This window comes from Acidovorax sp. SUPP2539 (assembly GCF_030158975.1).
Lineage (GTDB): Bacteria > Pseudomonadota > Gammaproteobacteria > Burkholderiales > Burkholderiaceae_C > Paracidovorax.
This window is the reverse complement of sequence record NZ_BQXJ01000008.1, coordinates 148,458-162,539: the sequence shown is the minus strand read 5'-3', so window position 1 is coordinate 162,539 and position 14,082 is coordinate 148,458. Positions and strand designations below refer to the sequence as shown.

At 69.1% G+C, this 14,082-nt stretch carries 13 protein-coding genes; 9 read left to right on the top strand and 4 right to left on the bottom strand.

All coding sequences use genetic code 11. From position 1 onward, the window contains the following. Window positions 1–30: 30 nt before the first annotated feature. Window positions 31–2,436: a 5-methyltetrahydropteroyltriglutamate--homocysteine S-methyltransferase gene (gene metE / locus AVTE2539_RS23370; RefSeq protein WP_284414365.1), complete on the bottom strand. Its 2,406-nt coding sequence runs from the start codon at window positions 2,434–2,436 to the stop codon at window positions 31–33. A gap of 108 nt (window positions 2,437–2,544) precedes the next feature. Between metE and AVTE2539_RS23365 the strand changes: the two genes are divergently transcribed. After that, window positions 2,545–3,471 carry a LysR family transcriptional regulator gene (locus AVTE2539_RS23365; protein ID WP_284399837.1) on the top strand — a complete coding sequence of 309 codons (927 nt, stop codon included), beginning with the start codon at window positions 2,545–2,547 and terminating at the stop codon, window positions 3,469–3,471. Here AVTE2539_RS23365 and AVTE2539_RS23360 read toward each other — a convergent pair. Then, window positions 3,458–3,886, bottom strand: coding sequence for a nuclear transport factor 2 family protein (locus tag AVTE2539_RS23360; protein WP_284414363.1), 429 nt, complete (start codon window positions 3,884–3,886; stop codon window positions 3,458–3,460). The two genes, AVTE2539_RS23365 and AVTE2539_RS23360, sit on opposite strands and share 14 nt — an antisense overlap. A gap of 98 nt (window positions 3,887–3,984) precedes the next feature. On the opposite strand from AVTE2539_RS23360, the gene AVTE2539_RS23355 reads away from it, so the two are divergent. The 7 genes from AVTE2539_RS23355 (at window position 3,985) to AVTE2539_RS23325 (ending at window position 10,192) form a co-directional block, all read left to right on the top strand. After that, complete coding sequence (locus AVTE2539_RS23355) at window positions 3,985–4,872, top strand: LysR family transcriptional regulator (RefSeq protein WP_284414361.1); 888 nt, start codon at window positions 3,985–3,987, stop codon at window positions 4,870–4,872. Between the two features lie 90 nt (window positions 4,873–4,962). Next, window positions 4,963–6,252: a M20/M25/M40 family metallo-hydrolase gene (locus AVTE2539_RS23350; protein WP_284414359.1), complete on the top strand. Its 1,290-nt coding sequence runs from the start codon at window positions 4,963–4,965 to the stop codon at window positions 6,250–6,252. 113 nt (window positions 6,253–6,365) lie between these two features. Beyond that, complete coding sequence (locus AVTE2539_RS23345; protein WP_284414357.1) at window positions 6,366–7,679, top strand: type II toxin-antitoxin system HipA family toxin; 1,314 nt, start codon at window positions 6,366–6,368, stop codon at window positions 7,677–7,679. Between the two features lie 31 nt (window positions 7,680–7,710). After that, window positions 7,711–8,034 (top strand): helix-turn-helix domain-containing protein, encoded by a 324-nt coding sequence (locus tag AVTE2539_RS23340; protein ID WP_284414355.1) that lies wholly within the window; start codon window positions 7,711–7,713, stop codon window positions 8,032–8,034. Between the two features lie 148 nt (window positions 8,035–8,182). After that, window positions 8,183–8,743 carry a sugar O-acetyltransferase gene (locus tag AVTE2539_RS23335; protein WP_284414353.1) on the top strand — a complete coding sequence of 187 codons (561 nt, stop codon included), beginning with the start codon at window positions 8,183–8,185 and terminating at the stop codon, window positions 8,741–8,743. A gap of 77 nt (window positions 8,744–8,820) precedes the next feature. Further along, window positions 8,821–9,282, top strand: coding sequence for an Rrf2 family transcriptional regulator (locus AVTE2539_RS23330; protein ID WP_272569551.1), 462 nt, complete (start codon window positions 8,821–8,823; stop codon window positions 9,280–9,282). Next, window positions 9,272–10,192 carry an NAD(P)/FAD-dependent oxidoreductase gene (locus tag AVTE2539_RS23325; protein WP_284414344.1) on the top strand — a complete coding sequence of 307 codons (921 nt, stop codon included), beginning with the start codon at window positions 9,272–9,274 and terminating at the stop codon, window positions 10,190–10,192. The genes AVTE2539_RS23330 and AVTE2539_RS23325 overlap by 11 nt, the downstream gene beginning before the upstream one ends. Before the next feature lie 133 nt (window positions 10,193–10,325). Here the strand turns inward: AVTE2539_RS23325 and AVTE2539_RS23320 are convergent, their stop codons facing one another. Beyond that, entirely contained in the window at window positions 10,326–10,478 is a 153-nt protein-coding gene (locus AVTE2539_RS23320) for a hypothetical protein (RefSeq protein WP_272569550.1), read from the bottom strand. A gap of 234 nt (window positions 10,479–10,712) precedes the next feature. Next, the gene (locus AVTE2539_RS23315) at window positions 10,713–12,548 is read right to left on the bottom strand and encodes an ABC transporter ATP-binding protein (protein WP_284414342.1); all 1,836 of its coding nucleotides are present in this window, start codon (window positions 12,546–12,548) and stop codon (window positions 10,713–10,715) included. Window positions 12,549–12,793: 245 nt separating this feature from the next. Between AVTE2539_RS23315 and AVTE2539_RS23310 the strand changes: the two genes are divergently transcribed. Then, window positions 12,794–14,059, top strand: coding sequence for an SLC13 family permease (locus tag AVTE2539_RS23310; RefSeq protein ID WP_284399810.1), 1,266 nt, complete (start codon window positions 12,794–12,796; stop codon window positions 14,057–14,059). Window positions 14,060–14,082 lie beyond the last annotated feature (23 nt).

The window sequence follows — 14,082 nt, the reverse complement described above, 5'->3', positions numbered from 1 at the left end:
CGCCATGGCCGGATGGAGCCCTTGGCCCTTTCAGGCCGCGACCGCGGCACCCTCGGCAGGCTGCACCGAGGCGGATGCCGGCGCCTTCCACTCGGCCCGCAGGGCCTGCGTGGCCAGCACCATGTTACGCAGTGCGGCTTCGGTTTCGGGCCAGCCGCGGGTTTTCAGGCCGCAGTCGGGGTTGACCCAGAGGTTTTCCACCGGAACGACCTGCGCGGCCTTCTCCAAAAGCCGCCGCATTTCCTGCACGCCGGGCACTCGGGGCGAGTGGATGTCGTACACGCCGGGCCCAATCTCGTTGGGGTACTGAAACTCCCCGAACCCCCGCAGCAGCTCCATGTCGGAGCGGCTGGTCTCGATGGTGATCACGTCGGCATCCATGGCCGCGATCTCGGGCAGGATGTCGTTGAACTCGCTGTAGCACATGTGGGTGTGGATCTGCGTGGTCGAACGCACGCCCGAGGCGCTGATGCGAAACGCCCGGGTCGCCCATTGCAGGTAGGTCTTCCAGTCCGCGCGGCGCAGCGGCAGGCCTTCGCGGATGGCGGGCTCGTCGATCTGGATGATGCCGATGCCGGCGCCTTCCAGGTCGGTCACCTCGTCGCGGATCGCCCAGGCGATCTGCTCGGCCGTGCGGCTGCGCGGCTGGTCGTCGCGCACGAAGGACCACTGCAGGATGGTGATGGGCCCGGTCAGCATGCCCTTCATGGGGCGCGGGGTGAGGCTTTGCGCGAAGGCGGTCCAGTCCACCGTCATCGGCCGGGGGCGGGCGACGTCGCCGAAGAGGATGGGCGGCTTCACGCAGCGCGATCCGTAGCTTTGCACCCAGCCGTTGGCGGTGAAGGCGAATCCGTCGAGCTGTTCGCCGAAGTATTCGACCATGTCGTTGCGCTCAGCCTCGCCATGCACTAGCACGTCCAGGCCCAGGGCCTCCTGCGTGCGCACGGCCCGTTCGATCTCGGCCTGCATGGCGGCGCGGTAGGTGTCCGGGGCTTGCTGGCCGCGCTTGAAGGCGGCGCGGGCGGCGCGGATCTCGGCGGTCTGCGGGAACGAGCCGATGGTCGTGGTGGGCAGCAGCGGCAGTTGCAGCCGCTGGCGCTGCGCGGCCTGCCGGACAGGGAAGGGCGCGGTGCGCTGGTCAGCGCCGGCCGGGGCGCTGTCCAGGCGCCGCGCCACATCGGGGCGGTGCACGCGCTGGCTGGCGCGGCGGCTGTCGATGGCGGCGCGCGCGCTGGCCAGAGCCGCCGCATCGGGCTGTCCGTTGAGGGCGCTCTGCAGGGTCTGCAGCTCGCCGAGCTTTTCCAGGGCGAAGGCCAGCCAGGATTTCACCTCGGCATCGAGCCGGTCTTCCGACGCCAGACCGAAAGGCACGTGCAGCAGGGAGCACGAAGGCGCGATCCACAGCGGCCCCTGGTGCTTGGCGGCGATGGCGGCCAGGCGCTCCAGCGCGGCGTCCAGGTCGGCCCGCCAGATGTTGCGGCCGTCCACGATGCCGACCGACAGCAGCTTGTGGCTGGGCAGCCAGTCGGTCACGGCCACCAGGTCCTCCGGCGCCCGCACGGCGTCCACGTGCAGGCCGGCCACGGGCAGCTGGCACGCGAGCCGGGTGTTTTCCTGCAGGGGCGAGAAGTAGGTGGCCAGCAGCACCTGGGCGCCGGCGCGGTTGAGCTGCCAGTACGCCGGCTCGAATGCGTGGCGCCAGGCATCGGGCAGGTCCAGGCCCAGGATGGGCTCGTCGATCTGCACCCAGGCCACGCCCTGGCGCTTGAGCCGCGCGAGGATCTGTTCGTACACGTCCAGCAGCGGCTGCAGCAGCGAGAAGCGGTCGAAGCCCTCGGCCTTTTCCTTGCCCAGGTACAGGAAGCTCAGCGGCCCGAGCAGCACCGCCTTGACAGGGTGGCCCAGGGCCTGTGCCTCGGCCACCTCGTTGAACAGGCGCTCGCTGGCCAACCGGAAGGTGGTGGCCGGCGTGAATTCCGGCACGAGGTAGTGGTAGTTGGTGTCGAACCACTTCGTCATCTCCAGCGCGAACTGGCTGGCGTGCGGCGTGGCCGGCGCGTGGCCGCAGGCGCCCCCCTGGCCCGACTCGCCCTGGCAGGGGGCCGCGGTGGCGATGGACTCGCCACGGGCCATCTTGAAGTAGCGGGCCAGCTCGGGCTGGCTGGGCAGGAAGCCGTAGCGCGCGGGCTCGGCGCCCAGCAGCTGGATGTGGTTGGCCACATGGTCGTAGTAGGCGAAGTCGCCCACGGTGACGAAGGCCAGGCCCGCGTCGCGCTGGGCCTGCCAGTGGCGGGCGCGCAGATCGGCGCCCACCGCCTCCAGCGCCTCGGACGTCAGGTCGCCGCGCCAGTGCTTTTCGAGGGCGACCTTGAGTTCCCGGTGCGCGCCCATGCGGGGAAAGCCGAGGGTGTGGGTGGAGATGGGTGATTGGGCCATGGTCGAAATTCCTTTGAATGGGTGGTGCGCTGAGGCAGGCCGCCATGGTCCGGTGATTGCCTTTATTATTCAAACGAAAGTTTTGTGCCTTCATCTTGAGAATATCTAATGAACCAGTCGATTCTGGAAATCCGCCACCTGCGCACCCTGGCCGCCCTGCGCGACAGCGGCAGCCTGGTGCGCGCAGCGCAACTGCTCAATCTCACCCAGTCGGCCCTGTCGCACCAGATCAAGCTGCTGGAAGACCGCTACAACGCGCCCCTGTTCGAGCGCAAGTCCGTGCCGCCCCAGTTCAGCGCCACCGGCACGCGGCTGCTGGCGCTGGCCGACGCCTTGCTGCCCCAGGTGGAGGCGGCCGAGCGCGACGTGGCGCGGCTGTCCATGGCGTCCGCCGGGCAACTGCGCATCGCCGTGGAATGCCACACCTGCTTCGACTGGCTGATGCCCGCGATGGACGCCTTCCGCAGCCGCTGGCCCGAGGTGGAGATGGACATCGTGAGCGGCTTTCACGCCGACCCGGTGGGCTTGCTGCACCAGGACCGGGCCGACCTGGCCATCGTGTCGGAGGTGGACGGCGACGAGGCGGGCGTGGATTACCACCCGCTGTTCGGATTCGAGATCCGCGCGCTCCTGGCCAACGGGCATCCGCTGGCTGAAAAGCCGTGGCTGGCCGCGCAGGACTTCGCCGACCAGACCCTCATCACCTACCCGGTGCCTGACGAGATGCTGGACATCGTGCGCCAGGTGCTGGAGCCCGCAGGCATCCGCCCGCCCCGGCGCACCACGGAACTCACCGTCGCCATGCTGCAGCTCGTGGCCAGCGGTCGCGGCGTGGCGGCCTTGCCGCTCTGGGCGGTGCAAAGCTATCTGGACCGCGGCTACGTCACCGCCCGGCCCGTTGGCGAGCAGGGCCTGATGGGCGAGCTGCACGCGGCCTGCCTGCCGCAGTTGTCGGGCCGGCACTACCTGCAGGACTTCGTGGGCGTGATCCGCGAGACGAGCTTCGTTGCGCTCAAGGCCGTCACGCTGCTGTAGTCGGCGGCGGTGCCGGTGCGTACTTGTCGCCGACCTGTTCGCGCAGGGGATGCGTGTCGTAGACGATCTGCATGGCCCGGATGCGTGGGCTGCCGGGGTCAAAGGTGAAGACATCGACGCAGGTGAAGGTCACCTCGCGGCCGTCGCTCAAGGTCCAGTCGTAGCGGAAGTAGGCCGCGATGCGCACGGCGCCGCCGTCCTGCGGTGCCACCGAGGCGAAGAGGTCCAGCACGGTGATCACGCTGCCATTCGAAGCCTGCGCGAGCCGGTGGAAGAATTCGCGGGCGCCCAGGGTGCCGAGAAAAGGCGAATGCACGAGCCCGTCGTCTTCGAAGCAGGCGATCAGGCCCTCGGTATCGCTGGCGTGGAGGTGGCCCAGGTAGGCCTTGACGGTGTCGAGCGGGTGCGTTGTCATGCGGTGTCCTTGTTGGGTCGCTGGGGAGATCGCCGTAGCTTGGCGGCGCGGGCGCTGCCCGGCAAGCCACAATCGGTGCCAATACATAAAGGGTGCTTATGTATCTGCGCCATCTGCAATACCTTCGGTCGGTCGTCGAGCACGGCTCTTTTGCCCGGGCCGCGCAGGCCTGTGGCGTTTCCCAGCCTGCCATCAGCCAGGGAATGAAGGCGTTGCAGGCGCACTTTCCCGCCCCTTTGCTGGTCCGTGCGGGGCGCCGCTATGTGCCGACCGAGCTGGCGCGATCGGTGGCGGCGCAATCGTCGTCGCTGGGGCAGCGCATGGGGGCGCTGGGGTTGGAGCCGCTGCCTGCGCCCGACCGGAATGTGCTGCGCGTCGGGCTGACGCCATCCGCTGCCCTGGTCTGGGGCCCCGTACTGTATGCGCGCTGGTGCCTTCCCCATCCCCGGCGCTGCCTCGACATGGCGACGGCGGACGAGGGCGCGCTGCTCGCCGGGCTGCTGCAGGGGCGGTTCGATGCGGTCATCGCGCCCAAGCCGCGCCAATTTGCGCACCCGGACCTGTCCGAGCGCCTGCTTTACGAGCTGCAGCCGCAGGTCTATGCCCGCCGCGGCCATCCCCTGGCACGGGCCCGAACGTTGGCACAGCTGCAGGGCGCCGCGTGGGCCTGCGTCGGGCCCAGCGTCAAAGGTCCCGTCGATGTGCTCACCGAGGCGCACCGCGTGCGCCGCATGCCTGTGCCCAAGGTCGCGGTGCGCTGTCCCGATTTCGCCAGCATGCTCCATCTGGTGGGGCAATCCGATCTGTTGGCCGTCGTGCCCCATCCGGCATTGCTCGGCGCCGCAACGCCTTTGGTCAAGGCGCTTCAACTCACCGAGGCCTTGCCGCTGTATGGCATGTGGCTGTTCGAACTGCGGTCCCGGCCATCGCGCATCGATCCGCAGTGGGCCGTACCCGATCCCTCCTTGCAGCAGTCTCGGACTTGAATGGGATGTTGCAAGAAATCAGAGGGTGTGAAGCTTTTGTTGCAGCGGCCCATAATGGCTTTTCTCCCATTCATGCTCACTGGTGCCACCATGCATTCCTCGCAGACCCCTCCATTGTTCGTGCGCGCATTGATCGCACTCCTGTCCCTGGCTTTCGCCGGCACCCTGGCGCAGGCCGCACCAGTGGCCGATGTGCACTCCCTGGCGCAGAAAGAGCAGCAGCCGCTGCTCGACACGCTGCGCGACCTGGTGCACATCGAATCGGGCAGCAAGGACATCGAGGGCCTGAACCAGATCGCCGCGTTGATCGCCGGGCAACTCAAGGCACAGGGCGGCACCGTCGAGATCCTGCAGCCCACCGACATCTACCGCCTGGACGACACGCCCGAGAAGGTGGGCCCGGCGGTGCATGCCGAGTTCAGGGGCACCGGCACGAAGAAGATCCTCTTCATCGCGCACATGGATACGGTGTATCTCAAGGGCATGCTGAAGGATCAGCCCTTTCGCATCGATGGCGGCAAGGCCTACGGCCTGGGCATCGCGGACGACAAGCAGGGCGTGGCCACCATCCTGCACACCGTGGGCCTGCTGCAAAAGCTCGGCTTCAAGGAGTACGGCACGCTCACCGTGCTGATCAACGGCGACGAGGAAATCAGCTCGCCGGGCGCGCGAAGCACCATCACCCGCGTCGCGGCCGACCAGGATGCGGTGTTTTCCTTCGAGGGCGGCGGCACGGACGGCAGCCTGCGCCTGGCCACCAGCGGCATCGGCGCGGCCTACCTGACGGTGCAGGGCCGGGCCTCGCACGCCGGTGCCTCGCCCGAAAAGGGCGTGAATGCGCTCTACGAGCTGTCGCACCAACTGCTGCAGCTCAAGGACCTGTCCAAGCCCGAGCAGGGCCTGAAACTGAACTGGACGGTGGCCCAGGCCGGCACCAACCGCAACGTGATTCCTGCCGAGGCCACGGCCCAGGCCGATGCCCGCGCCCTGCGCGTTTCGGACTTCGACGGGCTGGAAAAAGAACTGCAGGCCAAGGTGCAGACCAGGTTGCTGCCCGAATCCAAGGTGTCGGTGAAGTTCGAAGTGCGCCGCCCGCCGCTGGAGGCCAACGACGCCTCGCGCCGCGTGGCCGGCCACGGCAAGGCCATCTACCAGGAACTGGGCCTGCCCCTGAACGTGCTGGACAAGGCCACCGGCGGCGGCACCGACGCGGCGTTCGCCGCGCTGAAGACCCGAGGCGCCGTGGTGGAGGGCATGGGCCTGTCGGGCTATGGGGCGCATTCCAACAACGCCGAGTACGTGCAGATCGACACCATCGTGCCCCGGCTGTACCTGGCCACGCGCATGGTCATGGACATTTCGCGAGGCGTGCTCAAGTAAGCCGATGGCGTAGCGGGCAAACAAGGTTCCGCTCCGCAATTCACTGTTTTTTGGTAGAAAACTATCCATATTGCATGGCTAAACGGCAGCAATATTGATATATTTCTGTGCATATGCAGCCGCAATGCACGCTCCAGATCCACGCCCAGGGCCGGTGGCACGACGCCGCCAGCGTCCTGCTGCTGGGTGATCCCGCCCAGGGCTGGCGCACACCCAGCTACACCGGGTATGCGGTGGAATGGGCTGTCGAGCACGGGGGCCGGCGCGATGCCTGGGCGCTGGCCAGCGGCTTCGCCACCGGGCTGGAGCCGCTGGAGCTGCGCCAGTGGCCCGGCTTTCTCGCGGACCTGCTGCCCCAGGGCCATGGCCGCGAAGAGCTGCTGCGCCAGCTGGGTCTGCCCGAGGCGTCGGAAGCCGTGGCTGACTGGCCGCTGCTGCTGGCCGGGGCCGGCAACCCCATCGGCCACCTGCGGGTGAAAGAGGCGGCCGACTGGCTGCAGGCGCGCACCGGACCGCGCCGCGGCTTCACCGATGCCGAGGTGGCCGAGCGGTCGTCCGACTTCATGGACTACCTGGGCCGCCACGGGCTTTTCGTGGCCGGATCGTCGGGCGTGCAGGGCGAATGGCCCAAGGTGCTGCTCACGCGCTCGGTCAGCGATGGCCTGCTGCACCTGGACCACTCGCTGCCCGATGGCGAGGCGGCGGCGCATTTCATCGTCAAGTTCGGCCGCGGCACGAACGAGCGGCTCGCGGCCATCCTGCGGCACGAGGCGCCCTACATGGACATCGCCCGGCACCTGGGACTGCGCGTCCACGCGCCGCTGGTGCTGCGCGACCGGGCGCTTTTCATTCCGCGCTTCGACCGCATCCCCGGCGACGCGGCGCGTGGCTCGGGGCAGGGCGGCGGCGTGGTGCGGCTGGCGCAGGAAAGCATCGCCACGCTCACCGGCCGGGCGGGCTTCGGCGCCGTGCCCTCCCACGAGGAAGTGTGCCGCCAACTGGCCCGCGTGTGCACCGATCCCGCTGCCGAAGTGGCGGAGTACCTGCGCCGCGACGTGGCCAACCTGGCGCTGGGCAACAAGGACAACCACGCGCGCAACACGGCCGTGCAGCGCGGTTTTGACGGGCGCATCGCCCTCACGCCGGTGTTCGACTTTGCGCCCATGTACCTGCACCCCGATGGCATCGCGCGGCGCATCCGCTGGGCGGTGGGGGACGACGGCGCGCCGGACTGGCGCCGGGTGCTGGACACCGTCGCCGCCGAATGCGGACTGCCGCGTGCCCCGCTGACCCAGGCCTTGCAGGACCTGGCCGGCCCCCTGGAAGCAGTGGCGCGCGACGGCGGCGGCTTCGGCCTGGAGCCGGAGGTGCACCGTTTTCTGCAGCCCGCCATCGCGGCCCAGGTGCAGGCACTGCAGGCCCTGTGACCTGAACACTTGAAAAGCGGGCACCTTTCGCATGGACAAACGTTACACCCCCCTTCCACTGGCAGAGCAACTGCTGCTGCGCCGCCAGGCCGTGCAGGACCTGCTGGACCACCCGCAATGGACCTTGCGCGAGTCCATCCGCCACCTGCGCAGCACCTTGCGGCTGACCTCGGCCGAGCTGGCGCGACTGGCGGGCATTTCGCACCGCGCGCTGCAGGATATCGAGCAGGGCCGCAGCCCGGGCACGGTGCAGACGATGAACCGCATCCTGGGCGTGCTCGGTCTGCGGCTGGGGGTGGTGCGGGCACCGGTGGAGCCCGTGGCGCCGGACGACGGCGGTGGCCCGTTTGCCTGACGGGTCACAGCGTGCGGCATTCTGTTTGCTATTAATTTAATAGCTATATGCCCTAGTGTTGATTGTGCTGGAGGCCATTTTGGCCTTAACCCCTTCACGGGGTCGCCCGGGCGACCGCCTGCGCCCGCGACGCCTTCACAATGGCCCGATGACCTCACAGAAAGAACACATGCTGGCCGGCCGGCTCTACCACGCCGGCGATCCCGAACTCCAGGCCGACCTGGCCGCCAACAAACGCTGGCTCGTGCGCTACAACGCCGCACTGGCCGCAGACCCCGCCGAGCGGCGCGCGCTGCTGGCCGAGCACCTGGGCTCGGTGGGCGAGGGGGCCGTGGTGCGTCCGCCGTTCCACTGCGACTACGGCTTCAACATCCACCTGGGCACGGGGGTGTTCCTCAACTTCAACTGCGTGATCCTGGATGTGGTCGAGGTGCGCATCGGTGACGGCACGCAGATCGGGCCGGGCGTGCAACTGCTCGCGGCGGACCACCCGCGGTCGCCGCAGGAGCGGGCCCAGGGCCTGGAGTTCGGCCGCCCGGTGACCATCGGCCGCAACGTGTGGATCGGCGCCGGCGCCCTGGTGATGCCCGGCGTGACGGTGGGCGACGACGCGATCATCGGCGCGGGCAGCGTCGTCACGCGCGATGTGCCTGCCGGCGCCACCGTGGTGGGCAACCCGGCCAGGGTGCTGCCGCCACGCCAGGGCTGAAACACCGGCGCGGGGAGACTCCCGCCTCGCATGCCCCTTCGCTTGCCAGATCTTTTTCATGCAACTAATAATGTTGCATGAAACAAGACAGCAAGCTATCCGGCGTTCTCCACGTGCTGCTGCACATGGCCGAGAACGACACCCCGTCCACCTCCGAATCGCTGGCCCAGGCCATGCACACGCATCCCGTCGTCGTGCGGCGGGTGATGGCGGGCCTGCGCGAGGCGGGCTTCGTCGCCTCGGCCAAGGGCCATGGCGGCGGGTGGGTGCTGTCGTGCCCGCTGGAGGAGGTGAGCCTGGCCGACATCCACCGCGCCGTGGGCGAGCCGCCGTTCCTGGCGGTCGGCCACCGCACCGAGCGCCCGGAATGCCTGGTGGAGCAGGCGGTGAACGCCGCGCTCGACGGCACTTATCGAGAGGCTGAGGCGCTGCTGCTGGCGCGCCTTGAGCAGATCACCCTGGCCGATCTGTCGCGCGATTTCCACCGCCGCTTCGCCCAGAGCGGCCTGTCGATGAAGGAGGTGTCCCATGCGGTTTGATGCCTTGGTCATCGGCGGCAGCTTTGCCGGCCTGTCCGCCGCCATGCAGATCGCTCGCGCCCGGCGCAGCGTGTGCGTGGTGGATGCGGGCGCGCCGCGCAACCGCTTCGCGGCGGCGTCGCACGGGTTCTTCGGCCAGGACGGCGAGCGGCCGCAGGACATGATCGCGCTGGCGCGCCGCCAGCTCCTGGCCTATCCGTCCGTCACGTTCAAGGCGGGAACGGCCACGCAGGCCCGGGCCATCGGCCCGGCAGGTGAGGGCGGTGACGGTGGATTCGCCGTGACGCTGGATTCGGGCGAGTCGCTGGCCGCCCGCAAGCTGCTGCTGGCCACCGGCGTGCGCGACGAACTGCCTGCCGTCGACGGCCTGCGCGAGCGCTGGGGTGCCACCGTGCTGCATTGCCCGTATTGCCACGGCTACGAGGTCGGTGGCCGACCGCTGGGCACGCTGTACGCCGCGCCCGCCTCGGTGCACCACGCGCTGCTCGTGGCCGACTGGGGCCCGATGACGCTGTTCCTGAATGGCCATGATGCGCCCGATGCCGAATCGCTGGCGCAACTGGCTGCCCGCGGCATCACCCTTGAGCCGGCGCGCATTGCGGGCCTGGAAGGGGACGCGCCCGCCTTGTCGGGCGTGCGCCTGGAAGATGGCCGCCGGGTGCCTATCGAGGCGTTGTTCGTACCGCCGCGCACGCACATGGCCAGCCCGCTGGCCGAGCAACTGGGCTGCGCCTTCGACGAGGGGCCGGCCGGCCTGGTGATCCGCACCGATGCCACGCAGCAGACCACGGTGCCCGGCGTGTTTGCCGCGGGAGACGCGGCCATGCCGGGCCACAACGCGACGCTGGCATCCGCCAACGGGCTGATGGCGGGCGTGTGGCTGCACAAGGCGCTGGTGTTCGGGACGTGATGCCCGGGCGCCGGAGGACGGCCTGAAAGCGTGGGAGGGTAGACGGGAAGAAGGGAAGGGTGGCGGCGCTGCGGCGGCCGCCTCGCCATGGGCTGCAAGGCCCCGCTGCCGCAGCGCGGGGCCGCCGCGCCGCTCAGAGAATGATCTTGAGCAGCACGAAAACGACGACGCCGGCGCCCACGCACATGAGCACGCGCTTGCCCTGCGGCATGGGGTTTTTCTTGAGCGAAAAATAGGTGCCGACGCCTGCGCCGATCGAGATGCCGAGAATGGATGCAACGGACATGGGATTCCCTCTGAAGAGTGATGAATGGGTAGGAAGGGGAGGGAAGGTGCGGCCTGCGGCGTCAACCGCATTGCGCAAGGAAAGGCGCGAGTCTAAAGAGCACGGCGCCGCAGACCTGTAACCTCCGGTAATGCGCTCGGACATGGTTGCCAGATTGCTATATGAATGATAGCTATCTGCCGGCGTGGAATATGCGCCAGGGCCCTGCCGAGGCCAGGCCCCGGCGCGCCGCGTTCAGTCCTCTTCCGACTCGCCCAGGAATCCGCCGCTCTGGTGGCCCCAGAGCCGGGCATACACACCGCCCTGTGCCAGCAGCTGCGCGTGCGTGCCTTCTTCGATGACCTGCCCCGCATCCAGCACGATGAGGCGGTCCATCGCGGCGATGGTGGACAGGCGGTGGGCGATGGCGATCACCGTCTTGCCCTGCATCAGCCCGTCCAGGCTCTGCTGGATGGCGGCCTCGACCTCGGAGTCCAGCGCGCTGGTGGCTTCGTCCAGCAGCAGGATGGGCGCATCCTTGAGCATCACCCGCGCGATGGCCACGCGCTGGCGCTGGCCGCCCGAGAGCTTCACGCCGCGCTCGCCCACGTGGGCGTCGTAGCCGCGACGGCCCTGCAAGTCGGTCAGCGTGTCGATGAAGTCCGCGGCCTGTGCCCGCAGGGCCGCCGCGTGCAGGTCCTGCTCGCTCGCGTCGGGCCGGCCGTAGAGGATGTTGTCGCGCATCGAGCGGTGCAGCAGGGAGGTGTCCTGCGTGACCATGCCGATCGCCTGGCGCAGGCTGTCCTGCGTCACGTGGGCGATGTCCTGGCCATCGATCAGCACGCGGCCCGTCTGCACGTCGTGAAAGCGCAGCAGCAGGTTCACCAGCGTCGATTTGCCGGCGCCCGAACGGCCGATCAGGCCGATCTTCTCGCCCGGCCGGATGGTGAGGTTCAAGCGGTCGATGACCGGCTTGCCGCCCTGGTAGGCGAAGGTCACGTCGTCGAACCGCACCTCGCCGCGCGGCACGGCCAGGGGGCGCGCATCGGGTGCGTCCACCACCGTGCGTGGCCGGGTGAGGGTATTGATGCCGTCCTGGATGGTGCCCACGCTCTCGAACAGCGTGGTCATCTCCCACATCACCCAGTGGGCGTGGCCCGACACGCGCAGCGCCATCGCGGTGACGGCCGCCACCGCGCCCGCGCCCACCTGGCCCAGCGACCACAGCCACAGGGCCGTGCCGCAGGCGCCCATCATCATGGCCACCACCAGAATGTGGTTCACGATCTCGAACCGGCTCACCAGGCGCATCTGCGCGTAGCCCGTGTGCTTGAACGCATCCATGGCCGCGCGGGCGAACTCGGCCTCGCGCCGGGTGTGGGAGAACAGCTTGACGGTGGCGATGTTGGTGTAGGCGTCGGTGATTCGCCCGGTCATCACCGACCGCGCATCGGCCTGCGCCTTGCCCACCTGGCCCAGGCGCGGCACGAAGTACCAGCACGCCAGGCCGTAGCAGACGATCCACAGCAGAAAGGGCACCAGCAGCCGCAGGTCGAAGCCGGCGGCCAGCAGCAGGATGGTGAACAGGTACACCCCCATGCCGATCACCACGTCGGTCGTGGTGAAGATCATGTCGCGCACGGCCAGGGCCGTCTGCATGATCTTGGTGGTGATGCGGCCCGCGAACTCGTCGGCATAGAAGGCCATGCTCTGGCCCAGCATCAGCCGGTGGAAGTTCCAGCGCAGGCGCAGCGGGAAATTGATGGCCAGCGTCTGGTGCTTGACGCTGGTCTGCACCGCCACCAGCACGATGCTGCCCAGCAGCATGCCGATCACCAGCGCCAGCGTGCCCCGGCGCTCGGCCCACAGCGCCGCGGGGCTGACCTGGGTGAGCCAGTCCACCACATGGCCCAGCACGGCGAACAGCAGGGCCTCGTACACCGCGATGGCGGCCGACAGGCCCGCCATCATCACCACGTAGCGGCGCAGCCCGCGTGTGCCGGACCACACGAAGGCCATGAAATCCTTGGGGGGCAGGGTGGGTTCGTTGCCGGGGTAGGGGGGCAGTCGCTTTTCGAAAAACTCAAACACAGGCTCAACTCCTTGGGCCGCCATCGTAAGGGGCCGCGGCCCGCCGTGTGCCCGCGGGGTCTTGGCGCGGCCGCTTCGTCATCCCGATCCTTCGCTCGTGTCCGACGTGGTGCGCTTCGGGCCGCTGAATAGAATCCCCCCGCAGGGCGGCCGGGGCGAACGGCAGGCGCGCCGCCCGTGTCCTGGGCGCTCTTTCTTTTGCCCTCTTTCCTGCCGTCGATCAATCTTTTGGAAAAAAGGCTTTCATGCTTGCACCGCAGCAGTGGATTTGGGGCGTGGTCGCCGTGGCGACCAGTGCGGTCATCCTTCGTCCCTGGCGCCTGCCCGAAGCGGTCTGGGCCGTGGCGGGTGCCCTGGCGCTGGTGGGTTTCGGGCTGCTGCCGGCCAGCCAGGCCTGGAAGGGCGTGCTGCGCGGCGAAGACGTGTACCTGTTCCTGGCGGGGATGATGCTGCTGTCCGAGATGGCGCGCCGCGAAGGCGTGTTCGACTGGCTGGCGGCGCTGGCGGCGCGCCGTGCCGGCGGCTCGGGCAGCCGGCTTTTCACCTGGGTCTATCTGGTGGGGACGCTGGTCACGGTGTTCCTGTCCAACGACGCCACCGCGGTGGTGCTGACCCCCGCGGTGTTCGCCGTGGCCCGCGCGGTGGGCGCTTCTCCGCTGCCCTACCTGTTCATCTGCGCCTTCGTCGCCAATGCGGCGAGCTTCGTGCTGCCCATCTCCAACCCGGCCAATCTGGTGCTCTGGGGCGGGCACATGCCGCCGCTGCCGCAGTGGCTGGCGCTGTTCGCGCTGCCTTCGCTGGCGTCCATCGCCGCGACCTTCCTGGCGCTGCGGTTCGCGCTGCGCCACCGCATCGACGCCACCATCCGCACCGAAGTGCCTCCCAGTCCCTTGAGCCGCGGCGGCGCCTTGGCGGCCGCCGGTCTGGCCGTGTCGGTGGTGGTGTTGGTGGCCTGCGCGTGGCTGCGGGTGCCGCTGGGCTGGCCCACGCTGGGGGCGGCCCTGGTGACCTTGGCGCTGCTGCGCATCGGGTGCGGCAGCGCTGTCTGGCCCACGGTGCGCTCGGTGTCCTGGAGCGTGCTGCCGCTGGTGGCGGGGCTGTTCGTGTTCGTGCAGGCCCTGGAGTACACCGGCGTGGTGGGGCTGCTGGCTGATGCCTTGCGCAAGGCGGCCACGGCCTGGCCGGGCGGCGCGGACGTGGGGGTGGGCGCCTTGCTGGGCATCGCCGCCAATCTCGTCAACAACCTGCCCGCCGGCCTGCTGGCGGGGGCGGCGCTGGATGCCGCGAACGCCTCGCCGTCGATGCGGGCCGCGGCGCTGATGGGCATCGACATCGGGCCCAACCTGTCGATCACGGGTTCGCTGGCCACGCTGCTGTGGCTGGCCGCATTGCGGCGCGAAGGCCAATCGGTGAGCGGCTGGCAGTTTCTGCGGCTGGGCGCCTGGGTGATGCCCCTGGGGCTGGGCGCGGCGCTGTTCACCCTGTGGATCACGCAGGTCGCGCTGCGCTGATCGATTGGCTGTGTCAACGCGGC